Origin of the sequence: Nocardia sp. NPDC050408 (assembly GCF_044458905.1) — a bacterium.
Lineage (GTDB): Bacteria > Actinomycetota > Actinomycetes > Mycobacteriales > Mycobacteriaceae > Nocardia.
This window is the reverse complement of the sequence record NZ_JBITIL010000002.1, coordinates 289,685-313,280: the sequence shown is the minus strand read 5'-3', so window position 1 is coordinate 313,280 and position 23,596 is coordinate 289,685. Positions and strand designations below refer to the sequence as shown.

The window sequence follows — 23,596 nt, the reverse complement described above, 5'->3', positions numbered from 1 at the left end:
CGCTGGCAGATGAATCGCTCGCTGCGCTCGCTCATATGGCCAATGTATCGGGGCCGGCCGCTCTCCGCTGTGCTCTGGACAACTGTTCAACTGCGCGAAAATAATCCGTTGCCGCGCGGTGGCGACCGTGGTCTCCTGGAATGCACGCGAGGCGGAACTGGAGGTGAATGTGGCCGCGCAGATCAAACGGCCGCGCCCCGGTTCGGCCACCGACAATATGGCGAAACTGCATCGACGCACCATGGTGCTCGACGGGCGGGTGCATACGGTGCTGAGCCTGCGCCCCGGCAGCGATTTCCGCTTCGCCACCAACCATTTCCACGACACCTGGCATGTGCTCTCCGATTGGCGGGGTGCGCGGATGCTGGCTCGACTGCTGTGGGGCCTGGCCTATCAGCGGCGGCCGGGCACGATCGTCGTCATCGATCCGGCCCATCTGGATCCCAATCCGTTCGACGCCGCGCCCTCCGATCCGATCGTGCTGGTGCCCGCGGACCTGACCGTCTTCACCCGCGCCGCCGCCGTCGCCTTGCGTCGGCGGCTGCCGTTCCGCGAGGGTTCACACGGCACGGTGCGCTGGCAGACGTTCGGTCTGGATGCCGCGGTGGACGAGCTGCAGCGGTGGCGGGCGAAGGGGCCGGGGGAGCGCGACTGGAATTTCGCCGATGTACCGACCGGCTGGGAACGGATCGACCGCATCGGCGGCATGGTCACGATTTTCGGTGCTCGCGATCAGCTGCGATCCTGGGCAACCTCGCTCGCGACACTCGGGACCTACGCCTACTACGGCATGGACTACGAGTACCTGGACGAGGATCGCAATGGCGAGGTGCAGATCTTCCGGCAGTACCGCAGGAAGGTGAATATCGCACGTCAGGCCCGCGCCGAAGTGCTCGTGCGATTCGACGGTCATGCCTCGAAGCAGGAGGTCCAGCAGGCCATCTGGTCGCACGGTGCGAGCGTTCGCCGCCGTCGTTTCCCGACGCGCGAGGAACGGCCCGCCGCGCCCCTGAACTGACGGCTACTTCGCCTGCGGGATCGGTGTGTTCTGTCGCGCCGCGGTCCACCACCGACCGTTCTCTTTGACCAAGACGTACAGCGCGATCATCGCGTGATCGATATCGATCAGCTCGGCCTCGGCCGTCGTCGCCCGGGCGAGCTTGTGCGCGATCGCGATATCGGGGCGCAGGAATACGATGCCGGCGACCTCGTAGCGGACATACTGGTCCTTCAGGAATCCCGCCAGCCCCTGCCGATTCGCCTCCAGCAGTGCGTCTTTCCCGGCTATGAGCGCACCGACCGCGTTGACCACCGCCGCATTCGCGGTGAAGTCGGCGGTCATCAGTTCGGCATCGTTGGTGTTGTATGCGGTTTCGACATTGGCGATGATGCGCTCGATAGCCGCAATGTCTTCGGCGTGGTCAACGGTGGTATCCGCGACCACCGGTTGAATTGTCGTTGGGCTCATGGAAATCAGCTTCTTATCTCAACCATGGTTGAGGTCAACAAGCTCACGGAATCAACGCACGCCCCGCGGCCGAAATTGAATGCTGATTCGCGGCCCTGTCGGCCTGCGCGTCTTCGGTACGGCGTGTTCCCAGGTGCGCTGACATGAGCCGCCCATGACCAGTAGATCCCCGTGTCCGACCTGAAATCGAAGACTTGCACCGCCCCCGTGCGGTCGCAGCAGCAGCGCACGCGGCGCACCGATCGAAACAATGGCGACCATGGTGTCATGGGTCGCCCCGCGCCCGATGGTATCGCCGTGCCAGGCCACACTGTCGCGTCCGTCGCGGTAGTAGCACAACCCGGCTGTGCGGAACGGTTCGCCGAGTTCCTCGCGATAATGTGCGGTCAGCGCCTCCCGTGCCTCGTCCAGTGCCGGATCCGGCAACTGTGCATCCTCCTCGTAGAAACACAGCAGTCGCGGCACATCCACCACCCGGTCGTACATCGACCGCCGCTCCGCGTGCCATGGCACCCCGTCCGCCAACCGTTCGAACAGCAAGTCCGCCCCCGACATCCACCCGGGCAGCAGATCCATCCAGGCGCCATGGGGCAAGTCCGTCCGCTGCACACCATCGAGCCCGCCCACCTCGACGTCCCCGAACCCGGCGAGCAACGATCCCTGCAGCGGTGTCGACATGCCGCCGAATCTACGCGTCATCGAACATATGTGCTAGCGAAAAACGGTCATCAATTCTTGGTGAGGATGTCCCGCGCGATGTCGACGGCGGCGGCGTAGCACTCGTCGTCGGTGAGCGGAAGATCGCCCATCATGGCGGTGCTCCAGCTGATCGCAAGCAGGGCTTCACGTGCGCGGAAGACAGCGAGCGGCGGGTTGTCCGGTTCGGCCATCAGGTCGGCGAGCACGCGGAACTGGTAACGCATGCTCGAGCCGAAGTCGAGCTGGCGGAAGGCGGGCTGGTTCTCGTGCCAGAAGCGGACCATGCTGCGGCCGATGCCGTGCAGGAGTGCGCCGTAGCGGGTGAGGATTTCGTTGGCCCGGTCCGGGCCGGGCGGTGCGCTCTCGGCCCAGGTCACGATGTCGTCGATGCCGCGGCGTAAGTCGTCGGAGAGGCTGGCGACGATGTCTTCTTTGGTTCGGAAGTGGTAGTACAACGCGGCCTTGGTGACACCGAGGCGGTCGGCGATCTCGCGCAGGGAGGTCTTCTCGTAGCCGCGTTCGGAGAACAATTCCATTGCGACAGTACGAATCCGCTCACGCGTATCGCTGCGACGTCCGTCCATGGCGTCCTTCTCTTTTTGCTTGACGACCGGCTAGCGGAAGCCTAGCGTCTGCGCTGAGCCCGAATTGCTAGCCGGGCGACAAGTTATCTATTGGGGAGGCAGTAATGACAGAAACGCATCCGAAGGCGCCCATGGCAGGTGTCGCATTGACCGCGATCGGTGTCGCGGTCATCCGCGCGAAGGAAGCCGTGCGCACGGACCGCCTGTACGACGACCCGTTCGCGCAGCTGTTCGTCGACGCGGCACGCGACGCCTACCGCGAGGTCGACGGAGGAATCGAGCGCTGGGCGCGGCTGGAAGAGGTCGCCGATATGTTCTTCGAAGGCCGCACGGCCGGCGTCCGGCTCGTCGACGACCGGGTCGCCGAGGCGGTGGAACAGGGGATACGCCAGATCGTGCTGATCGGTGCGGGCTTGGACACCAGGGCATTCCGCATGGCGCTACCCGCCGATGTTCGAGTGTTCGAGATCGATCTGCCGGAGCTGTTCGCGTTCAAGGAACCGGTGCTTGCCGCGGCACATGCGCAACCTCGCTGTGACCGCGAGGTGCTGGCCATCGATCTGCGCGACGACTGGGCAAAGCTGCTCGCAGAGCACGGATTTCGGCCGGATCTGCCCACGCACTGGGTGGACGAGGGCGTCCTGGGCTACCTGACTCACGAATACGCTTTGCACGTGGTCACCACATTGACCGAATTATCCGCTCCGGGAAGCCGTTTCGGTGTCAGCCGCTTCGCCGTCGACGAAAATGCTCGACCGTACGCCGAACTCAAACGCCTGGTCCGCGGTGACGAGGGCGCGGATCGTCCACGCACCGGCCTCGGCGCCGACGCCAGAACCTGGCTGGACGAACACGGCTGGCATACCGAATTCCGTAGCTGGGACGATATGGTCGCCGCCATGGACCGCCCCGTCGCTTTGAACGATCCGGACATCGGAGTCGTCATCGCGGTCCGCGAAGCGTGAACCTCCCGGAATGTCCGGAGTGTCCGAACCGCGCGTGGCCCTGCTCACAGCGGGATATGCCTGGTTAAAACAGTGCAAAAGGCGCTGCTAGGCTGCATGCCGTAAAGACATCCTTTAACGGACCGTCCGGTGAGGCGGGGAAGGAGGTCGGCATGGCTGTGCCCGAGGAACGGGCCGCCAAGTCCGGCGCTGCCGAAACGTCGCAGCGACACACCCCGGAGTGGGTGAGCGCGGGACGCGAGTTGCTGTCTCCCTCCGACGTCGGCCGGACCATCGCGCGCATCGCGCATCAGATCATCGAAAAAACCGCCCTGGATGCGGGCGAGCCGGACGCACCGCGCGTGGTGCTGATCGGTATTCCCACCCGCGGCACCACGCTGGCCGCGCGACTCACCGACAAGATCGAGGAATTCTCCGGCGTCCGCCCGGCCCTCGGCTCGCTCGACATCACCCTCTATCGCGACGATCTACGCAGCCGCCCACACCGCCCACTCGAGCGCACCTCGGTGCCCGAGGGCGGCATCGAGGACGCACTCGTGGTCTTGGTCGACGACGTGCTCTTCTCCGGTCGCACCGTGCGCTCGGCCCTCGACGGTCTGCGCGATCTGGGCCGTCCGCGCGCGGTCCAACTCGCGGTGCTCATCGACCGCGGCCATCGCGAACTCCCGATCCGCGCGGATTTCGTCGGCAAGAACGTGCCGACCTCCCGCAGCGAGGACATATCCGTATTGCTCACCGAACACGACGGCCGTGACGGCGTCTATTTGCACCAGGAGGAAGCGCAGTGAACCGGCTCGCCGGAGCGAGTGTCAGCGAGGTGGAGTCGTGAGCGAGTGCAGCGAGCGAACCATCAACACAGCGACCGGAGGTCGAACGGCGGAGCCGAGCGCTAGCGAGGTGGAGTCGTGAGCGAGTGCAGCGAGCGAACCATCAACACAGCGACCGGAGGTCGAACGGCGGAGCCGAGCGCTAGCGAGGTGGAGTCGTGAGACATCTGCTGACGGTGACCGATCTCGATCATGCCACCGCCACCGAGCTGCTCGACGAGGCCGAACGCTTCGAACAGGCGCTGCTGGGCCGCGAGGTGAAGAAGCTGCCGACGCTGCGCGGGCGCACCGTGATGACGGTGTTCTACGAGAACTCGACTCGCACCCGGGTCTCGTTCGAGGTCGCGGGCAAGTGGATGAGCGCCGATGTGATCAATGTCAGCGCGAGCAGCTCCTCGGTCTCCAAGGGCGAATCACTGCGCGATACCGCGCTGACTTTGCACGCGGCGGGAGCCGACGCACTCATCGTCCGGCATCCGGCCTCCGGCGCCGCGCATCAGATCGCGCGCTGGATGGATGGCTGGGCGGTTTCCGAGGGGCGGCAGGGTCCGGCCATCATCAATGCCGGTGACGGCACCCACCAGCATCCGACGCAGGCGCTGCTGGACGCGCTGACACTGCGTCAGCGTCTCGGCGATATCGAGGGCAAGCGGATCGTCATCGTCGGCGATATCCTGCACAGCCGGGTCGCGCGCTCGAATGTCTTCTTGCTCGATACTCTTGGTGCCGAGGTGGTGCTGGTCGCGCCGCGCACGCTGCTACCGGTCGGCGCGGACCTGTGGCCTGCCCGGATCTCGGCTTCGCTGGACGCCGAATTGCCCGGCGCCGATGCGGTGCTCATGCTGCGGGTGCAGCAGGAGCGGATGAACGGCGGCTTCTTCCCGTCGGCCCGCGAATATTCGGTCAACTACGGACTTTCCGAGCGCAGGCTCGCGCTGTTGGACGAGAACGCGGTCGTCCTGCATCCGGGTCCGATGCTGCGCGGCATGGAAATCGCCTCGCCCGTGGCGGATTCCGCGCAGGCGGCGATTCTGCAACAGGTGACGAACGGAGTGCATATGCGGATGGCCGTGCTGTTCCGGCTGCTGGTCGGTACCCAGGAGGCTGTCGCATGAGTCTGCTGCTCGAGGGTGTCCGGCCGTACGGCGAGGGCGAGCCGGTCGACGTACTCGTGCGCGATGGTGTAATCGCCGCCATCGGAACCGATCTCGGCATTATCGACGCCGAGGTCATCGACGCGCGGGGCCAGATCCTGCTGCCCGGCTTCGTCGATCTGCACACCCATCTGCGCGAACCCGGCCGCGAGGACACCGAAACCATCGAAACCGGTTCCGCCGCGGCGGCGCTCGGCGGTTACACCGCGGTCTTCGCCATGGCCAATACCAACCCGGTCGCCGATTCGGTGGTTGTCACCGATCACGTGTGGCGGCGCGGCCAAGAGGTCGGCCTGGTCGATGTGTATCCGGTAGGTGCGGTCACGGTCGGCTTGGAGGGTAAGCAACTCGCCGAAATGGGCACCATGGCGGCCGGCGTCGGTGCGGTGCGCATGTTCTCCGATGACGGCCACTGCGTCTACGACCCGCTGCTCATGCGCCGCGCACTGGAGTACTCGAACTCCCTCGGCGTCTTGATCGCTCAGCATGCCGAGGAACCGCGCCTCACCAAAGGCGCTGTCGCGCACGAAGGTCCCGCTGCCGCCCGCCTCGGTCTGGCAGGTTGGCCGCGCGCCGCGGAGGAGTCGATCGTGGCTCGCGACGCATTGCTGGCCCGCGACGCGGGTGCCCGCGTCCATATCTGCCACGCCTCCACGGCGGGTACCGTCGAATTGGTTAAATGGGCCAAGGCGCAGGGCATTTCGATCACCGCCGAGGTCACCCCGCACCATCTGCTGCTCGACGACTCACGCCTGGAGACCTACGACGCGGTCAACAAGGTGAACCCGCCGCTGCGTGAGGTCTCCGACACCATCGTGCTGCGGCGGGCACTCGCCGAGGGCATCCTCGACTGCGTCGCCACCGATCATGCCCCGCACGCCGAACAGGACAAGTGCTGCGAATTCGCCGCCGCCCGCCCTGGCATGCTCGGGTTGGAGACCGCGCTGTCGATCATCGTGCAGACCATGGTCGAACCCGGCCTGCTGGACTGGCGCGGTGTCGCCCGGGTGATGAGCGAGCGTCCAGCCGAAATCGTCGGACTAGACGGCCATGGCCGCCCGATCGAGGTCGGCGAACCCGCCAACCTCACGCTGGTCGATCCAGATACGACCTGGACCGTGCGGGCCGCCGAACTCGCCAGCATTTCGAACAACACGCCGTTCGAGGACATGACGTTTCCGGCTCGAGTGACGACGACGTTGCTCCGAGGCCGGGTAACTGCCCGTGAGGGCAAGGCGGTCGGAGGTTCGTAAATGAGAACGCTGTTGGTGGTCGGGTTGATCGCACTGTTCGTTCTGTGCGTCTGGCTGATGTACCGGGGCTGGCTGAACCGAGCCGCGCGCCAGGCGGCGCGCATCGGCGAACTACCGCACGTGCCGGGTGATCTCGGCGCCCAGGTGCTCGAGCCGACCTCCGGGATGTATCTCGGCAGCACCATCGCGCCGAGCTGGCAGGACCGGATCGCGGTGGGGGACTTGGGCTTCCGGGCCACAGCGGAACTCACGCGGTTCGAACGGGGGATTCTGCTCGAGCGCGACGGTGCGACGGTGATCTGGATTCCGCAGGAATCCATTACGGCCGTGCGGGCCGAACGTGGCCATGCGGGCAAGGTGATGACGGAAGATGGTGTGCTGGTAATTCGCTGGAAGCTGCCGACCGGAACCGAGATTGATACCGGTTTCCGAGGTGACGACAAGACGGTGTACCCGGCGTGGGCCAGGGCGATGACGGGAGACGACGAATGAATGCAGGATCGCGAAGCGATTCGATGGGAGGCGGTGGTCGGGTGACCGGTGGGCCAGATCAGGCAGCGTTGGTGCTGGAGGACGGCCGGGTGTTCCGCGGCACGGCCTTCGGCGCGGTTGGCGAAACACTCGGTGAGGCGGTGTTCTGCACCGCGATGACCGGGTACCAGGAGACCCTCACCGACCCCAGCTACCACCGCCAGATCGTGGTGGCCACGGCCCCGCAGATCGGCAATACCGGCTGGAACGACGAGGACGACGAATCCGGCAAGATCTGGGTCGCCGGATACGCGGTCCGCGACGCCTCGCGCGTCGCGTCGAACTGGCGCTCCACCGGCACCCTGCAGGACCAACTGGACCGCCAGCAGATCGTCGGCATCGCGGGTATCGACACCCGCGCGCTGGTGCGCCACCTGCGCACCCGCGGTTCGATGAAGGCGGGCATCTTCTCCGGTTCGGCGCTCGCCGACGCCGACGAACTGCTGGCCCGGGTGAATGGACAGCCATCGATGCTCGGCGCGGATCTGGCCGAAGAGGTCAGCACCGACGCGCTGTACACGATCGAACCGCACGGCGACCCGCGCTTCACTGTTGTCGCGGTCGACCTCGGCATCAAGACCAACACCCCGCGCATGTTCGCCCAGCGCGGCATGCGGGTGCATGTGGTGCCCTCGACCGTCTCGCTGGACCAGATCCTGGACCTGAAGCCCGACGGCGTCTTCCTGTCCAACGGTCCCGGCGACCCGGCCACCCAGGACGGCGCGGTCGCCATCACCCAGGGTGTGCTGGAGAAGGGGCTGCCGCTGTTCGGTATCTGCTTCGGCAACCAGATCCTCGGCCGCGCCTTCGGCCGCAAGACCTACAAGATGAAGTTCGGCCACCGCGGCATCAATGTCCCGGTCGTCGAACACGACACCGGCCGGATCTCGATCACCGCGCAGAACCACGGCTTCGCACTGGAGGGCGAACAGGGCGAACAGTTCGACACCCCGTTCGGCAAGGCCGAGGTCAGCCACGTGTGCGCCAATGACGGCACCGTCGAGGGCGTGCGCCTGGTCGACGGCCGCGCATTCTCGGTGCAGTACCACCCGGAGGCCGCCGCCGGACCCCACGACGCCGCCTATCTCTTCGACCGTTTCGCCGGTCTCATGGAAGGAGCCTGATGCCTCGCCGCGAGGATCTGAAGCACATCCTGGTGATCGGCTCCGGCCCGATCGTCATCGGCCAGGCGTGCGAATTCGACTACTCCGGCACCCAGGCGTGCCGGGTGCTGCGGGCCGAAGGCCTGCGGGTATCGCTGGTGAACTCCAACCCGGCGACCATCATGACCGATCCGGAATTCGCCGATTCCACCTATGTGGAGCCGATTACCCCGGAATTCGTCGAGAAGGTCATCGAAAAGGAACGCCCCGACGCCATTCTGGCCACCCTCGGCGGGCAGACCGCGCTGAATACCGCGGTCGCCCTGCATGAGCGCGGTGTGCTGCAGAAATACAACGTCGAGCTGATCGGCGCCGATTTCGAGGCCATCCAGCGTGGTGAGGATCGGCAGAAATTCAAGGACATCGTCGCCAAGGTCGGCGGCGAGAGCGCTCGCTCGCGGGTCTGCCACACCATGGACGAGGTCCGCGAAACCGTTGCGGACCTGGGCTTTCCGGTGGTTGTGCGGCCGTCGTTCACCATGGGCGGGCTCGGCTCGGGCATGGCCTACAACGACGAGGACCTGGATCGGATCGCGGGCGGTGGTCTGGCCGCCTCGCCGACGGCCAATGTGCTCATCGAGGAATCCATCCTGGGTTGGAAGGAATACGAACTCGAGCTGATGCGCGACGGCCGCGACAATGTCGTGGTCGTCTGCTCGATCGAGAATGTGGACCCGATGGGTGTGCACACCGGCGATTCGGTCACCGTCGCACCCGCCATGACCCTCACCGACCGCGAATACCAGCGGCTGCGCGACCTGGGCATCGACATTCTGCGCGAGGTCGGCGTGGATACCGGTGGCTGCAATATCCAGTTCGCGGTGAACCCGCGCGACGGCCGCCTGATCGTCATCGAGATGAACCCGCGCGTCTCGCGCTCGTCCGCATTGGCTTCCAAGGCGACGGGTTTCCCGATCGCCAAGATCGCGGCCAAGTTGGCCATCGGCTACACCCTGGACGAGATCGTCAACGACATCACCAAGGAAACCCCGGCTTGTTTCGAGCCGACCCTGGACTATGTGGTCGTCAAGGCCCCCCGCTTCGCCTTCGAGAAGTTCCCGGGCGCCGACGCCACGTTGACCACCACCATGAAGTCGGTCGGCGAGGCGATGTCGCTGGGCCGCAACTTCGCCGAGGCGCTCGGCAAGGTGCTGCGCTCCCTGGAAACCAAGGCCGCTGGCTTCTGGACCCAGGACGATGGCAATTGGACCGATACCGAGGCCATCCTCGAAGATCTGCGCACTCCGACCGAGGGGCGCATCTACCAGGTCGAACGGGCGCTGCGCCTGGGCGCGAGCATCGAGGACGTCGCCGCGGCCTCCGGCATCGACCCCTGGTTCGTCGCCGAGGTGGCCGGGCTGGTCGAGCTGCGCCGGGAGCTCATCGACGCGCCCGTACTGGACGAGCCGCTGCTGCGCGGCGCCAAGCACTATGGCCTCTCCGACCGCCAGATCGCCGCGCTGCGACCGGAATTGGCGGGTGAGACCGGCGTGCGCGCACTGCGGCACCGGCTCGGTATCCGTCCGGTCTTCAAGACCGTCGACACCTGCGCCGCGGAGTTCGAGGCCAAAACCCCGTATCACTACTCGACCTACGAGCTCGACCCCGCGGCCGAGTCGGAGGTCTCGCCGCAGCGTGAACGGGACAAGGTGATCATCCTGGGTTCCGGTCCGAACCGGATCGGTCAGGGTATCGAGTTCGACTACTCGTGTGTCCATGCGGCGCAGACGCTTTCGCAGGCCGGATACGAGACCGTCATGGTCAACTGCAACCCGGAGACCGTCTCCACCGACTACGACACCGCCGACCGGCTCTACTTCGAGCCGCTGACCTTCGAGGATGTGCTCGAGGTCTACCACGCCGAAACCGAATCGGGCACCGTCGCCGGTGTGATCGTGCAGCTCGGCGGCCAGACCCCGCTGGGTCTGGCGCAGCGCCTCACCGATGCCGGTGTGCCGGTGGTCGGCACCAGCGCCGCCGCCATCGACCTGGCCGAGGATCGCGGTGAATTCGGTGACGTGCTGGTCGCCGCGGGCCTGCCCGCGCCGAAGTACGGCACCGCGACCACCTTCGCGCAGGCCAAGAAGATCGCCGCCGGCATCGGCTACCCGGTGCTGGTGCGCCCGTCCTATGTCCTCGGCGGACGCGGTATGGAGATCGTCTATGACGAGGCCTCGCTAGAGGGCTATATCTCCCGTGCCACCGAACTCAGCCCGGAACATCCGGTGCTGGTCGACCGCTTCCTGGAAGACGCCATCGAGATCGACGTCGACGCGCTCTGCGACGGTGACGAGGTCTACCTCGGCGGTGTGATGGAGCACATCGAAGAGGCGGGCATCCACTCCGGCGACTCCGCCTGCGCACTGCCGCCGATCACCTTGGGCCGTAGCGATATCGAGGCGGTGCGCCGCTCGACCATCGCGCTGGCCAAGGGCATCGGCGTCAAGGGCCTGCTCAATGTGCAGTACGCGCTCAAGGACGACGTGCTCTACGTGCTCGAGGCGAATCCGCGCGCGAGCCGGACGGTTCCGTTCGTCTCCAAGGCGACCGCGGTGCCGCTGGCCAAGGCAGCGGCACGGATCACCATGGGCGCCACCATCGCCGAACTGCGCAAGGAAGGGCTGCTGCCCGCTGAGGGCGACGGCGGCCATGTGCCGCTCGACGCACCTGTCGCGGTGAAGGAAGCGGTGCTGCCGTTCCACCGGTTCCGCAAGGCCGACGGCAGCGGCGTGGATTCGCTGCTCTCGCCGGAGATGAAGTCCACCGGTGAGGTCATGGGCATCGACGCCGACTTCGGCACCGCCTTCGCCAAGAGCCAGGCCGCGGCCTACGGATCGTTGCCGACCGAGGGCACCGTCTTCGTCTCGATCGCCAACCGCGACAAGCGCGCCATGGTGTTCCCGGTCAAGCGCCTCAACGACCTCGGCTTCCGCATCCTGGCCACCGAGGGCACCGCGGAAATGCTGCGCCGCAACGGAATTCCGTGCGAACAGGTACGCAAGCATTCCGAGCAGGGCCCGGCCGATCGGCCGACCATCGTGGAGCAGATCCGCGACGGCGAGGTAGACATGGTGTTCAACACCCCCTACGGCAACTCCGGGCCGCGCGTGGACGGCTACGAGATCCGCACGGCGGCCGTCGGTGTGAACATTCCGTGCATCACCACGGTGCAGGGTGCGGCCGCGGCCGTTCAGGGCATCGAGGCGAGCATCAACGGCGGCATCGGGGTGCGCTCGCTGCAGGAACTGCATTCGGTGCTGCGTGGCTGACCAAGGAGACGCAGCGATGAAGACCTTCGGTGCCCGACTGCAGCACGCCATGCGGCATTTCGGGCCACTGTGCGTCGGCATCGATCCGCATCCCGGCCTGCTCGAATCGTGGGGCCTGACCGACGATGTCGATGGTGTCGAGAAATTCGCCGAGATCTGCGTCGAGGCTTTCGACGGCCGGGTCGCGCTGATCAAACCGCAGGTCGCCTTCTTCGAGGCCTACGGTTGTGGCGGGATCGCGGTACTGGAGCGCACCATCGAGGTGCTGCGCGCCTCGGGCACCCTGGTGCTCGCCGACGCCAAGCGCGGCGATATCGGCTCCACCATGGACGCCTATGCCCGCGCCTGGCTCGCCGATGGGCCGCTCGGCTCGGATGCTCTTACGGTTTCGCCGTATCTCGGATTCGGTTCGCTCGCACCGGCTTTGACACTGGCGCAGGCGAACGGCCGCGGTCTTTTCGTACTCGCCGCCACTTCGAATCCCGAAGGTGCACAGGTCCAGCGGGCACTCGCCGCGGACGGCAGCACGATCGCGCAGACCATGGTGGATGCGGCGGCGCAGTGCAATGCGGGCCAGGAATTCGGCTCGGTCGGCGTTGTGCTCGGGGCCACCCTCACCGAGGCGCCGGATCTCGCTCGGCTCAACGGCCCGATCCTGATGCCGGGCGTCGGCGCGCAGGGGGGCGGTCCGGAAACCGTGCGTGAGCTGGTCTCCGATCACATGCTGCACGCGGTTGTGCCCAACGCCTCGCGCGAGGTGCTGCGCCACGGCCCGTCCGTCTCGGCACTGCGTGCCAAGGTGAGCGCGCTGCAGGAGGAGTTCGCGTTCCTGCGGCGATGACGCGGTGACGACTGCGGTGGACCGACGCTTCGGCGTCGGTCCATTTCGCTTTTTGGGGGCAGGGGAGGACCCGTTGAGCGGGGCATGACGTGTCATATCGAACAGCTGTGCGGCCCCCTGCGCCGATTTTCCTGTTATCCGGCATACCGGTGGCCGGGGCGGCGTCCTGATCGATCACGGAGCCAACTGGACCGGCACACAGTGCCGCTCGCTCTCGCCACGCTGCGGTCCAAGCGAAGGTCAGGATTTTTGTGGCTTTCCACGGGGCCGGCGTCGGTCGGGCGGGTGCAGGAGCCCGTAATCGGTCATTTCCGCTCCGACACGCGCAAGAACAACGCGACACGCGGAAAAATCCTAGAAAGTTCCAGGTCGGACAGGTGACCGGTTGCTGGTCCGATGCGGGACGTCGCCGCAACCAGTCCGCTAACCCACTTTCGCCATGAAAACGCCCTGCTAGCGGGGCATTTCGCTCTTTCGGCGGTAGGATCACCGCAGTGATCGACGCGCTGCGCGCATCCCGCCGGGCTCACCCCTACGACATCGGCGAATCATGCGCTGACCTGGGGGGTGGGTTCGCAATCGAGCAACGTCGTGGGTACGGTCGCTGAGACTGCTGGGTTTACCGGCAGGAGTTGATGCAATGAACGATGAGACGGAGGAACCGTGGCCCTTCCCCAGCTGACTGACGAGCAGCGCGCCGCTGCTTTGGAGAAGGCGGCTGCCGCTCGCCGTGCTCGGGCGGAGCTCAAGGAGCGCCTGAAGCGTGGCGGCACCGACCTGAAGCAGGTCCTCACAGACGCCGAATCCGACGAGATCCTCGGCAAGATGAAGGTGTCGGCGCTGCTGGAGGCCCTGCCCAAGGTGGGCAAGGTCAAGGCGGCGGAGATCATGAGCGAGCTGGAGATCGCCCCCACCCGGCGTCTGCGCGGACTGGGTGATCGGCAGCGCAAGGCGCTGCTCGCCCGATTCGACTTCGCCTGACCACCAAGGTGGTCGAACACACGCGGAAGGGTCGACTGGTAGTACTGGTCGGCCCCTCGGCCGTGGGCAAGTCGACCGTGGTCCGCTGCGTCCGCGAGCGGCTGCCCCAACTGGTCTTCAGCGTGTCGGCGACAACCCGGGCCCCCCGGCCCGGGGAGGTCGACGGCCGCGACTACCGGTTCGTGTCCCGGGAGGAGTTCGACGCCATGATCGCGGCGGGCGAACTCCTCGAGTGGGCAGATATCCACGGGGGACTGCAGCGCTCGGGCACGCCGGCCGCACCGGTCCGTGACGCACTCGCAGCCGGCCTGCCGGTGCTCGTCGAGGTGGACCTCGAGGGCGCGCGGTCGGTGCGCAAGGCCATGCCGGAGGGGCTGCTGGTATTTCTCGCCCCGCCGAGCTGGGACGAACTGGTTTCCCGGCTGACCTCGCGGGGCACTGAATCACCCGAGGTGATCGCCCGCAGGTTGGAGACCGCCAGGACGGAATTGGCGGCCTGTGACGAGTTCGACATCGTCATAGTGAACGACGAGGTGACCAGCGCCTGTGAGCAGTTGGTATCGTTGTTCGTTAGCACAAATTCGAGTTCGTGACCCGCACTCTCGGAAAACCACCCAGCCTGAAGAACCGATCCCCGCAGGAGCCCTCTCAGTGAGCAGTACGGACATCAAGCCCGCGCCCGCATACGACACTCCGGTCGGCCTCACCAACCCCCCGATCGACGAGTTGCTCGAGCGCACCTCGTCCAAGTACGCGCTGGTGATCTACGCGGCCAAGCGGGCCCGTCAGATCAACGACTACTACAACCAGCTCGGCGACGGCATTCTCGAATACGTCGGCCCGCTGGTCGAGCCCGGCCTGCAGGAGAAGCCGCTGTCGGTCGCGATGCGTGAGATCCACTCCGACCTGCTCGAGCACTCCGAAGGCGAGTAACAACCCATCTAGGCCGGAGGCGTAGTGACCACACGGATCGTCGTCGGCGTCGGCGGAGGGATCGCCGCCTATAAGGCCTGTTCGATCGTGCGCCGGTTCACCGAGACCGGGCACCAGGTACGGGTGATCCCCACCGAGTCGGCGCTGCAGTTCGTCGGCAAGGCAACCTTCGAGGCACTCTCCGGGAACCCGGTGCACACCGATGTGTTCACCGATGTGCCCGAGGTGCCGCATGTGCGGTTGGGCCAGGAGGCGGACCTTGTGGTCATCGCCCCGGCGACCGCTGATCTGATGGCGCGTGCCGCACAGGGCCGCGCCGACGATCTACTCACCGCCACGTTGCTGACGGCCCGATGTCCGGTGTTGTTCGCGCCCGCGATGCATACCGAGATGTGGGAGCATCCGGCCACCGTCGCCAATGTCGCGACGCTGCGCGCGCATGGTGCGATCGTCATGGAACCCGCGTCGGGCCGGTTGACCGGTACCGATACCGGTCCCGGACGGTTGCCTGAGCCCGAGGAGATCTTCGGGCTGGCGACGCTGCTGCTGGAACGCGCCGACGCCATACCGCGCGATCTGGTGGGCCGCCGCGTGGTGATCACCGCGGGCGGCACCAGGGAACCGCTGGATCCGGTGCGCTTCCTCGGCAATCGCAGCTCAGGCAAGCAGGGCTACGCATTGGCCAGGGTCGCCGCACAGCGCGGCGCCCAGGTCACGTTGATCGCGGGCAATACGATCGAGATGGCCGCACCCGCCGCCGTCGACCTCGTGCACATCACGACCGCCGAACAACTCAAGACCGCCGTCGAGAAGCATGCGCTCGGTGCGGATGCGGTGATCATGGCCGCGGCCGTCGCCGACTTCCGGCCGACCACCGTGGCCGCCGCCAAGATCAAGAAGGGCGCACACGAGCCCGACGTGATCCCGCTGACCAAGACCGACGATATTCTCGCCGGACTGGTTCAGGCGCGCCGCGACGGTCAGCTACCCGGAACCGCGATCGTCGGCTTCGCCGCCGAAACCGGTGACGAACACGGCGATGTGCTCACGCACGCGCGGGCCAAACTGGCGCGCAAGGGCTGTGATCTGCTGGTCGTGAACGCGGTCGGCGAGGGCAAGGCGTTCGAGGTCGACACCAACGACGGCTGGCTACTCGGTGCCGACGGCACCGAACAGGCGCTCGACCACGGATCGAAGGCATTGCTCGGCAGCCGGGTGCTGGATGCGCTCGGTCCGTTGCTGCGCTGAGACCCATTGCGGCGCTTGGTTTGCTGGGCACCCAGGGTGTCCGGTGGATACGCCGCCGCGTGATGGTTAGGCTGTTGTCGACCGCAACCCGGACTGGTCGATGTGTTGGAGGCTGGAGCCCCGGCCCGATATGTCGACGGATTTCAATAGTCTGAGACAGTTGCCTGTCGACAACCCCGTCGCGTCGGTGGTTTGGAATAGTCTGAATGAAGGGTTGTGCGGTGGCCGCATCGCGTTACCGTCGCAATCCGATACGAGTAACCCGTTGAGGGAGAGGGAAGAACTGTGCCCACGTCCGGCAGCCGCCTTTTCACCAGTGAGTCCGTGACCGAAGGTCATCCGGACAAGATCTGTGACGCCATCAGCGATTCCATCCTCGACGCCCTGCTTGCGGCGGATCCGCACAGCCGGGTCGCGGTGGAAACTCTCGTTACCACCGGCCAAGTCCACGTCGCGGGTGAGGTCACCACATCGGCTTATGCGGATATTCCGAAAATTGTCCGCGAAAAGGTTCTGGAAATCGGATACGACTCGTCGGCAAAGGGTTTCGACGGAAATTCCTGCGGTGTGAACATTGCGATCGGCGCGCAGTCGCCGGATATCGCACAGGGCGTCGACACCTCGCACGAGGCGCGCACCGCCGGATCGGATGACGAGATCGAGCGGCAGGGCGCGGGCGACCAGGGCCTGATGTTCGGCTACGCCAACACCGACACTCCCGAGCTGATGCCGCTGCCGATCGCACTTGCACACCGGCTTTCGCGTCGGCTGACCGAGGTCCGCAAGTCGGGCGTGCTGCCGTACCTGCGTCCGGACGGCAAGACCCAGGTGACCATCGAATACGACGGGGATCGCCCGGTTCGCCTCGACACGGTAGTCATCTCCACCCAGCACGCCGCCGATATCGACCTGGACAATCTGCTCGCCCCCGATATCCGCGAGAAGGTCGTCGATGCGGTGGTTGCCGATCTGGAACTGCCCACCCTGGACACCTCCGATATCCGGCTGCTGGTCAATCCGACCGGCAAATTCGTCCTCGGTGGCCCGATGGGCGACGCCGGCCTGACCGGTCGCAAGATCATCGTCGATACCTACGGCGGTATGGCGCGCCACGGTGGTGGCGCGTTCTCCGGTAAGGATCCGTCGAAGGTGGACCGCTCGGCCGCCTACGCCATGCGCTGGGTCGCCAAGAATGTGGTCGCGGCCGGACTTGCCGACCGGGTCGAGGTCCAGGTCGCCTATGCCATCGGCAAGGCCGCACCGGTGGGTCTGTTCGTCGAAACCTTCGGCACCGAGAAGGTCGATCCGGCGCGAATCGCAACGGCGATCACCGAGGTCTTCGATCTGCGCCCCGGCGCGATCATCCGCGACCTCGACCTGCTGCGCCCGATCTACGCGCCGACCGCCGCGTACGGCCACTTCGGCCGCACCGACGTCGACCTGCCCTGGGAGCACACAGACCGTGCCGACAAGCTGCGCGCGGCCGTAGGCCTGTAGTTACATCGGGGCCGCGTGCACCAATCCACAGCGGACCTCACCGCCATGGCTCCCGCGGATGCCGGAGCCGCGGCGGGGCACGATTCGACAGCAGCGGGACACCCGATCGCTCGGGTGCTCCCGCTGCTGTCGCCTGCTCACCTGGACCGCGACTTCGACTATCTGGTCCCCCCGGAGTTGGACGAAATCGCCCAACCCGGTGTCCGGGTCCGAGTCCGGTTCGCCGGCCGCCTCGTCGATGGATATCTGCTGGCCCGTCTGTCCCATAGCGAACACACCGGCAAACTGGTCGAACTCGAACGCGTGGTCTCCGCCGAACGCGTCCTGACCCCGGAAATCCTGCGACTCGCCACTGCCGTAGCCGCCCGCTACGCAGGCACGCGCGCCGACGTCCTGCGCCTCGCGATTCCGCCGCGCCATGCGCGCACCGAGAACGGCGGCTCGAAGAAGGCAGCCGAACCCGAAGTGCCGCAAGAAGATTCGTCCGAATCAATTGATGGCGGCTCTGGTGAAGCTGCGGATCGAACGACGCAGACGGCGACAACCGCCGTCTCTGTCGAATCCGCTGCGTCCGTCGATGCGGTCGCGACGCTCGATCATTCCGCTGGGGCGCGCACCGAGGGTCGCGAGGACGAGGCGGTCGACGTTGCATGCGATCGGTCCGGTACTGTTCCGGCGCCCGTGCGATGGGTCGACCACGAGGCGGCTGTTGGTGCTGGATCGGAGCCGCCGTCAGCTGATTCGACCGAATCGGTGGCGGATTCTGGTGCCGGGATGTCGGCAGGGCAGGAGGGGACCGGTTCGGCCGGTGCAGCCAACACGGATGCGGAGTCGGAGGAGGCCGTCGCGGCAACGGATGTGGGCGCTGTCCTTGCGAACGAATCTGCGAATGACACTGTGGCGCTGGTTGATTCGGGTCGGACGGGTGTGCCGGACGGTGTGGATTTGCCGTCGTGGGAGCGGTATATCCATGGGGTGACGTTTGTGGCGTCGCTGGGGCAGGGGAAAGGGGTGCGGGCTGGGTGGCAGGCGGTGCCGGGGGAGGATTGGGCGCGGCGGTTGGCGGAGTTGGCGGCGGTCGTCGTCGGGCGGGGGCGCAGTGCGATTCTGATGGTGCCGGATCAGCGGGATCTGGATCGGGTGTTGGCCGAATGCGTTCGGCTGGTGGGCGATTCGGCGGTCGGATTGGCGGCAGGGTTGGGACCGGCCGCGCGGTATCGGCGGTGGTTGGCGGCATTGCGGGGAACTGCGCGGGTGATTGTCGGGACGCGCAGTGCGGTGTTCGCGCCCACGATCGATCTCGGGTTGATCGCGATCTGGGATGACGGGGACGACACCTATGCCGAGCCACGGGCGCCGTATCCACATGCGCGTGAAGTCGCGATGCTGAGGGCGCATGAGACCGGGGCGGCATTCGTTGCTGCCGGATTCGCGCGGACGGCGGAGATCCAGGCGGTGGTCGATTCGGGGTGGGCGCATGATCTGGTCGCCGATCGTGCTGTGGTGCGCAAATTCTCGCCGCGCATCAGTGCGCCGGGTGACTCCGATATCGCGATGGAGCGCGACCCGGTCGCGCGGGCGGTCCGCATTCCGGCCGTTGGTTACGCTGCCGCGCGATCCGCACTCGCGGAAGGTGCGGCGGTGCTGGTGCAGGTGCCGCGGCGCGGATATATTCCGGCGCTGGCCTGCGCGAAATGCCGTACACCCGCCCGATGTCGGCACTGCAATGGCCCACTTTCCCTGCCGGACGGACGAGCCGGGCATCGGGGCGAGACCGCGCATAGTCCCGCGTGCCGCTGGTGCGGAATCACCGAGGCCGCATTCCGCTGTCCGGCTTGCGCTTCCAGGGCGCTGCGTGCGGTGGTGATCGGCGCGGCTCGCACCGCCGAGGAGTTGGGTCGTGCGTTCCCCGGCGTGCCGATTCGCGGATCCAGTGGCGGCGCGATGCTCGACACGGTGGAACCGGGCCCGCAGGTGATTGTCGCGACCGTCGGCGCGGAGCCGGTGCTGCCCGGCGGTTATGGCGTCGCGCTGCTGCTCGACGGCTGGGCGCTACTGAGCCGTGCGGACCTGCGCGCCGCCGAGGACACGCTGCGCCGCTGGATGTCGGCCGCCACCCTGGTGCGCAATCACGGCCAGGTCATCGTCATGGCCGAACCCTCGCCGCCGACCGTCCAAGCGCTACTGCGCTGGGATCCGCTCGGCCACGCCCGCGCCGAGGTGGCCAGCCGCGCCGAGGTCGGCTTTCCACCCTCGGTGCGAATGGCCGTCATCGACGGTACTTCGGACTCCATCGCCGAATTGCTCTCAGCCGCAAAGCTTCCAGATAATGTCGACCTACTCGGCCCAGTACCTCTCCCACCGGGGGCCCGCAAACCCTTCGACAGCGGCGATACCCCGGCCGAAGTCGAACGCATGCTCCTGCGCGTGAACCGCTCCTCCGGCGCCGCCCTGGCCCGCGCTCTTACCGCCGCCCAGGCCGTCCGCAGCACCCATCGCTCCGACGCCCCGCTCCGCGTTCAAATCGATCCTGTCGACATCGGCTGAGAAGCTGCTCGCCCTCGGCAGCGCTGTGCGAGATCGCGAGGGCGAGCAGCGAATTCGGCTCGGTGGCCAGGGTTAGCCGAAGATGGCGCGATTGCGTCGCGCCCATTCGGCATAGGAGGTCGCTGGCCGCCCGAGCACCCGTTCGACATCGGCGCTGACCTGCTGCTCGGCAGACGTCGGCGTGCCGAGGATATCGAGCGTGCCATCCGCGACATCCTCCGGCATAAATCGCAACATGCCGGAACGCGCCTGCTCGCGGGTGAGTTCGACGAACCGCAGCGGGGTTCCCAACGCATCTTCGACGGCACGGGCCTGCTGGCGCGGGCTGATCGCTGCGGGTCCGGTCAGTTCGTAGGTGCGCCCGGAGTGGCCGTCGGTGCGCAATACAGTCGCGGCGACCTCGGCGATATCGCCGGGATCGATGGCGGGCAGTGCGATATCGGCGAAGGGTGCGGCAATCAACTGCTGAGCCCGGATCGACTCGATCCACGCGTAGGTGTTGGAGAAGAATCCGGTGGGCCGCAGAATCGTCCAGTCCAACTCCGACCGTTGCAGCGCGGACTCGAACGCATGCAGTCGCGCGTGTGAGGCGAGTTCGGGCCTGGTACCCGTCGCCTGCGACGACAGCAGCACCACCTTCTTGACCCCGCCCGCCGCGGCGACCTCGATGAACCGCGCCGGATCAGGTCCGGTTACCAACTGTGGTCCGGTCAGCAGCAGGAAGAGCGCATCCGCGTTTTCGACTGCGGGGGAGAGGCTTTCGGGTTCGGCGAGATCGGCCCGCCGGTGCCGCACGCCGTCGGGCACTGCGATGTCCTTGTTCGCGCGAGATACGGCGGTCACCTGCTCGCCGGCGGCGGCGAGATGCTGCACGAGGTTGCGTCCGATATTGCCCGTCGCTCCGGTCACTACGATCACGTTCACTCCTGAGTTAGTTGGCTGACTAAAATGACCGTAGTCGACCGATCGAGCGCTTGTCTATAGTTAGTTGTATGACTAACTCGGTCGAAGGTCGGCGCACGCCGCCCAAGTTGGGCAAGCGGGAACGCCTCGCCGCCGCGGCCGCCCAGGTGTTCCATGAGCAGGGCGTCGAGAAGACGACCATCGCCGATATCGCGCGGACCGCCGAGGTTCCGCTCGGCAATGTGTACTACTACTTCAAGACCAAAGATCAGCTGGTCGAGGCGGCACTCGGCGCGCATGCGCAGACGTTGCGGGACTTGATCACCGCGCTGGAGCACTGCGCCGAGCCGCGAGATCGGCTTAAGGCCCTGGTTCGGGGCTGGGTCGACCAGCGAGACCGCGCCGTGCAATTCGGTTGTCCCACCGGAACTCTGGCCTCGGAGCTGGGTAAACGTGGCGACGGGCTGGAGCTGGCATCGGCGGCGAGTATTCGCACGCTGCTCGACTGGATCGAGCAGCAGTTCACCGCAATGGGGCGCGTGGATGCGGAAGAGCTCGCGGTCGCGCTGTTCGCCGCCTATCAGGGGATTTCGTTGCTGACCAATACCTTCCGCGATCCGGAACTCATGGTGACCGAGGGGCATCGGCTCGAGCGCTGGATCGATTCGCTTGCGACATAACGGCTTCGGTTGCCGTCCGCGGGTGTCGACCGCCATCTGGCGGCTCGTTGGTGACTTGCTCAACCAGCACATCTCGCTCGTGTGACATGTCCCGACACGGGCCGCGCGTCGACGATGTGCGGCCCTTCCTCGTATCAGAGCATCCGGTCGGTTCGTGTCACGCATCACTCTTGCATGCGATGCATTGCCGATATATCGTCGATAGCGTGAGATATACACGAGAGCCCAAGGAGGCTGACATGGAAAACATCGAATACGGAGAATTCAGAGGTCGTGGCCGCTGGCGGAAGCCGGGGCACGACGAGGTCGACGCCGGTCGTCACCAGCATCGCCGCGGGGGGCGGCACGGTTTCGGACCCGAGTTCGGCCCGGGCTTCGGTCCTGGTTTCGGGCCCGGTTTCGGTCCGGGATTCGGACGTGGGCGCGGCCGCGGCGGTCGGGGCAGGCGCGGCGACGTGCGTGCCGCGGTGTTGTTGCTGCTCACCGAGCGTCCGATGCACGGCTACGAGCTGATTCAGCAGATCAGGGAGCGCAGCGACGATGTCTGGCGCCCGAGCCCGGGATCCATCTACCCGGCGCTCGCGCAGCTCGAGGACGAGGGTCTGGTGCTCATCGAGAAGGTCGCCGGACGCAAGACCGCGAAGCTCACCGCCGCGGGCGAGACCTACGTCGCCGAGCATCGGGACGAACTCGGCGATCCCTGGGCCGATGTCAAGGAGGACGTCGGCACTCAGGCGATGGATCTGCGTGCGCTCATCGGACAGCTGATGGGTGCGGCCGCTCAGGTCGCGGCGGCGGGTACTCCGCAGCAGGCGACTCGGGCCGCGGAGGTGCTCACCGAGGCGCGTAAGTCGTTATACCGCATTCTCGCCGAAGACGATGCCCCCGAAAAGTGATGGCAATGTGAAACATCGCTCGAGCGTGCACTTTTCGAGCCGATCGGGTACATCATTGTGATATGGAACAGCCGAACGGTCAGTGGGGTTGGGGAGTATCACAGTTCAAGCGAGTTGCGTTTGCCGGTGTCTTGGCCGGAGCCGTCGTTTTCGGCTCCGGCGCGGCACCGATCGCGGGCGCTCAACCAGCTGATCCCGAGGCGGTGAGTGCGCCGGTCGCCGGATATCGCCCGCCGGATGTACCCACCCGAATCGGTCCTGAACAGCCGGACCATCTGGCCGCTGCGGTCTATCAGAAGACGCACAAGAACGCGGCTCCGGCCGGTACCAACAACTTCGACTGCAAGCCGACCGCCGAGCATCCCCGCCCGGTCGTCCTGGCGCACGGCACCGATTCGTCGGCCTACTCCGACTGGGCGGCCATCGGACCGCAGGTCTCGGCGCTCGGCTTCTGCGTCTTCGCGCTCAACTACGGCGGCGCCCCCGGCAAGGACACCTGGGGCACGGAGGACATCGCGGTGAGCGCCTACCAGTTCGGCGCATTCGTCGACCAGGTGCTGGCCGCCACCAATGCCACCCAGGTCGATATCGTCGGATTTTCCCAGGGCGCCAACGTCACTCGCTACTACGTGAACAAGCTCGATGGCGCGCCGAAGGTCGGCAAGTGGATCGGCCTTGCATCGCCGAGCTACGGCGGGGTGATGTACGGACTGGTGCCGGTGGCGCAATCGATTCCGGGTGCGCTGCAGGCCTTCGCGCGGGTCACCTCACTCGCGGCGGTGCAGCAGGTGCAGGGGTCGCCCCTGATGGCCGAACTCAACGCGGGTGGTGACACCGTGCCCGGCCCGCACTACGTGACCATCGGCAGCCGCGTCGACGAGATGATTCAGCCCTTCAGCAATATCGCATTGCACGGCCCGAATGTGGAGAACATCGCACTACAGGACGAGTGCGCGGTCGACCTGACCGGTCACTTCCACATGGTCTACGACCCATTCGTGCAGGAACTGCTGCTGCGGACGCTGGACCCGGTCCACGCACCCGCTCCGACGTGCCGGGACGTGCCGCTCGGCACCGGTATCCCCGAGGTCATCATCGCCGGACATTCCTGACCCTGGCGACCGGGCGGAGGTATCGCCCTCCGCCCGGTTCTGCTG

The 23,596-nt window shown here is 66.4% G+C and carries 22 protein-coding genes; 18 read left to right on the top strand and 4 right to left on the bottom strand.

Going from position 1 to position 23,596, the window contains the following annotated elements; translation table 11 throughout:
- Positions 1-127: 127 nt before the first annotated feature.
- Entirely contained in the window at positions 128-1,018 is an 891-nt protein-coding gene (locus ACIBJI_RS06235; protein WP_397083251.1) for a hypothetical protein, read from the top strand.
- A gap of 3 nt (positions 1,019-1,021) precedes the next feature.
- Here ACIBJI_RS06235 and ACIBJI_RS06230 read toward each other — a convergent pair whose 3' ends face one another.
- The 3 genes from ACIBJI_RS06230 to ACIBJI_RS06220 are packed head-to-tail and all read right to left on the bottom strand — an operon-like array spanning position 1,022 to position 2,751.
- Positions 1,022-1,468, bottom strand: coding sequence for an SgcJ/EcaC family oxidoreductase (locus tag ACIBJI_RS06230; RefSeq protein WP_397083249.1), 447 nt, complete (start codon positions 1,466-1,468; stop codon positions 1,022-1,024).
- Positions 1,469-1,519: 51 nt separating this feature from the next.
- Positions 1,520-2,146 (bottom strand): alpha-ketoglutarate-dependent dioxygenase AlkB, encoded by a 627-nt coding sequence (locus tag ACIBJI_RS06225; protein ID WP_397083247.1) that lies wholly within the window; start codon positions 2,144-2,146, stop codon positions 1,520-1,522.
- Between the two features lie 50 nt (positions 2,147-2,196).
- On the bottom strand, positions 2,197-2,751 hold the full coding sequence (locus ACIBJI_RS06220; RefSeq protein WP_364340194.1) for a helix-turn-helix domain-containing protein: 555 nt from the start codon (positions 2,749-2,751) through the stop codon (positions 2,197-2,199).
- A gap of 104 nt (positions 2,752-2,855) precedes the next feature.
- On the opposite strand from ACIBJI_RS06220, the gene ACIBJI_RS06215 reads away from it, so the two are divergent.
- The 14 genes from ACIBJI_RS06215 (at position 2,856) to ACIBJI_RS06150 (ending at position 19,960) form a co-directional block, all read left to right on the top strand.
- Complete coding sequence (locus ACIBJI_RS06215; protein WP_364340196.1) at positions 2,856-3,716, top strand: SAM-dependent methyltransferase; 861 nt, start codon at positions 2,856-2,858, stop codon at positions 3,714-3,716.
- A gap of 152 nt (positions 3,717-3,868) precedes the next feature.
- Positions 3,869-4,504: a bifunctional pyr operon transcriptional regulator/uracil phosphoribosyltransferase PyrR gene (gene pyrR / locus ACIBJI_RS06210; RefSeq protein WP_040692178.1), complete on the top strand. Its 636-nt coding sequence runs from the start codon at positions 3,869-3,871 to the stop codon at positions 4,502-4,504.
- 197 nt (positions 4,505-4,701) lie between these two features.
- Entirely contained in the window at positions 4,702-5,658 is a 957-nt protein-coding gene (locus ACIBJI_RS06205; RefSeq protein ID WP_364340198.1) for an aspartate carbamoyltransferase catalytic subunit, read from the top strand.
- On the top strand, positions 5,655-6,950 hold the full coding sequence (locus ACIBJI_RS06200) for a dihydroorotase (protein ID WP_364340201.1): 1,296 nt from the start codon (positions 5,655-5,657) through the stop codon (positions 6,948-6,950). The genes ACIBJI_RS06205 and ACIBJI_RS06200 overlap by 4 nt, the downstream gene beginning before the upstream one ends.
- The gene (locus tag ACIBJI_RS06195) at positions 6,951-7,442 is read left to right on the top strand and encodes a transporter (protein WP_364340203.1); all 492 of its coding nucleotides are present in this window, start codon (positions 6,951-6,953) and stop codon (positions 7,440-7,442) included.
- 23 nt (positions 7,443-7,465) lie between these two features.
- The gene (carA, locus tag ACIBJI_RS06190; RefSeq protein WP_364340716.1) at positions 7,466-8,605 is read left to right on the top strand and encodes a glutamine-hydrolyzing carbamoyl-phosphate synthase small subunit; all 1,140 of its coding nucleotides are present in this window, start codon (positions 7,466-7,468) and stop codon (positions 8,603-8,605) included.
- Positions 8,605-11,913, top strand: coding sequence for a carbamoyl-phosphate synthase large subunit (gene carB / locus ACIBJI_RS06185; RefSeq protein ID WP_396955068.1), 3,309 nt, complete (start codon positions 8,605-8,607; stop codon positions 11,911-11,913). The genes carA and carB overlap by 1 nt, the downstream gene beginning before the upstream one ends.
- Before the next feature lie 16 nt (positions 11,914-11,929).
- A complete protein-coding gene (gene pyrF, locus ACIBJI_RS06180) occupies positions 11,930-12,754 on the top strand; it encodes an orotidine-5'-phosphate decarboxylase (protein WP_364340208.1) in 825 nt (274 codons plus the stop codon).
- Positions 12,755-13,417: 663 nt separating this feature from the next.
- On the top strand, positions 13,418-13,735 hold the full coding sequence (mihF, locus tag ACIBJI_RS06175) for an integration host factor, actinobacterial type (protein WP_040692163.1): 318 nt from the start codon (positions 13,418-13,420) through the stop codon (positions 13,733-13,735).
- A gap of 8 nt (positions 13,736-13,743) precedes the next feature.
- Positions 13,744-14,328 carry a guanylate kinase gene (gene gmk / locus ACIBJI_RS06170; protein ID WP_364340211.1) on the top strand — a complete coding sequence of 195 codons (585 nt, stop codon included), beginning with the start codon at positions 13,744-13,746 and terminating at the stop codon, positions 14,326-14,328.
- 58 nt (positions 14,329-14,386) lie between these two features.
- Positions 14,387-14,668: a DNA-directed RNA polymerase subunit omega gene (gene rpoZ, locus ACIBJI_RS06165; RefSeq protein ID WP_040692158.1), complete on the top strand. Its 282-nt coding sequence runs from the start codon at positions 14,387-14,389 to the stop codon at positions 14,666-14,668.
- 24 nt (positions 14,669-14,692) lie between these two features.
- Positions 14,693-15,916 carry a bifunctional phosphopantothenoylcysteine decarboxylase/phosphopantothenate--cysteine ligase CoaBC gene (gene coaBC, locus ACIBJI_RS06160; RefSeq protein WP_364340214.1) on the top strand — a complete coding sequence of 408 codons (1,224 nt, stop codon included), beginning with the start codon at positions 14,693-14,695 and terminating at the stop codon, positions 15,914-15,916.
- A 285-nt stretch (positions 15,917-16,201) separates the two neighbouring features.
- A complete protein-coding gene (gene metK, locus ACIBJI_RS06155; protein ID WP_364340216.1) occupies positions 16,202-17,413 on the top strand; it encodes a methionine adenosyltransferase in 1,212 nt (403 codons plus the stop codon).
- Positions 17,414-17,428: 15 nt separating this feature from the next.
- Entirely contained in the window at positions 17,429-19,960 is a 2,532-nt protein-coding gene (locus ACIBJI_RS06150) for a primosomal protein N' (protein WP_397083244.1), read from the top strand.
- 72 nt (positions 19,961-20,032) lie between these two features.
- On the opposite strand, the gene ACIBJI_RS06145 is transcribed toward ACIBJI_RS06150, so the two are convergent.
- Entirely contained in the window at positions 20,033-20,878 is an 846-nt protein-coding gene (locus ACIBJI_RS06145; protein ID WP_364340217.1) for an NAD(P)H-binding protein, read from the bottom strand.
- Positions 20,879-20,952: 74 nt separating this feature from the next.
- Between ACIBJI_RS06145 and ACIBJI_RS06140 the strand changes: the two genes are divergently transcribed.
- The 3 genes from ACIBJI_RS06140 to ACIBJI_RS06130 all read left to right on the top strand — a co-directional run bounded on the left by ACIBJI_RS06140 (position 20,953) and on the right by ACIBJI_RS06130 (position 23,551).
- Positions 20,953-21,543, top strand: a complete 591-nt coding sequence (locus tag ACIBJI_RS06140; RefSeq protein ID WP_364340219.1) for a TetR/AcrR family transcriptional regulator — start codon at positions 20,953-20,955, stop codon at positions 21,541-21,543.
- Between the two features lie 239 nt (positions 21,544-21,782).
- Entirely contained in the window at positions 21,783-22,439 is a 657-nt protein-coding gene (locus ACIBJI_RS06135) for a PadR family transcriptional regulator (RefSeq protein WP_364340221.1), read from the top strand.
- Positions 22,440-22,501: 62 nt separating this feature from the next.
- Positions 22,502-23,551: an esterase/lipase family protein gene (locus ACIBJI_RS06130; RefSeq protein ID WP_396955070.1), complete on the top strand. Its 1,050-nt coding sequence runs from the start codon at positions 22,502-22,504 to the stop codon at positions 23,549-23,551.
- The last annotated feature ends 45 nt before the right edge of the window (positions 23,552-23,596 follow it).

Coding starts and splice junctions, on each gene's coding strand:
- carB (WP_396955068.1), top strand. CDS start 8,605: ATGCCTCGCCGCGAGGATCTGAAGCACATCCTGGTGATCGGCTCCGGC.
- ACIBJI_RS06215 (WP_364340196.1), top strand. CDS start 2,856: ATGACAGAAACGCATCCGAAGGCGCCCATGGCAGGTGTCGCATTGACC.
- ACIBJI_RS06225 (WP_397083247.1), bottom strand. CDS start 2,146: ATGTCGACACCGCTGCAGGGATCGTTGCTCGCCGGGTTCGGGGACGTC.
- ACIBJI_RS06135 (WP_364340221.1), top strand. CDS start 21,783: ATGGAAAACATCGAATACGGAGAATTCAGAGGTCGTGGCCGCTGGCGG.
- carA (WP_364340716.1), top strand. CDS start 7,466: ATGGGAGGCGGTGGTCGGGTGACCGGTGGGCCAGATCAGGCAGCGTTG.
- ACIBJI_RS06140 (WP_364340219.1), top strand. CDS start 20,953: ATGACTAACTCGGTCGAAGGTCGGCGCACGCCGCCCAAGTTGGGCAAG.
- ACIBJI_RS06230 (WP_397083249.1), bottom strand. CDS start 1,468: ATGAGCCCAACGACAATTCAACCGGTGGTCGCGGATACCACCGTTGAC.
- ACIBJI_RS06200 (WP_364340201.1), top strand. CDS start 5,655: ATGAGTCTGCTGCTCGAGGGTGTCCGGCCGTACGGCGAGGGCGAGCCG.
- ACIBJI_RS06195 (WP_364340203.1), top strand. CDS start 6,951: ATGAGAACGCTGTTGGTGGTCGGGTTGATCGCACTGTTCGTTCTGTGC.
- ACIBJI_RS06130 (WP_396955070.1), top strand. CDS start 22,502: ATGGAACAGCCGAACGGTCAGTGGGGTTGGGGAGTATCACAGTTCAAG.
- pyrF (WP_364340208.1), top strand. CDS start 11,930: ATGAAGACCTTCGGTGCCCGACTGCAGCACGCCATGCGGCATTTCGGG.
- ACIBJI_RS06220 (WP_364340194.1), bottom strand. CDS start 2,751: ATGGACGGACGTCGCAGCGATACGCGTGAGCGGATTCGTACTGTCGCA.
- pyrR (WP_040692178.1), top strand. CDS start 3,869: ATGGCTGTGCCCGAGGAACGGGCCGCCAAGTCCGGCGCTGCCGAAACG.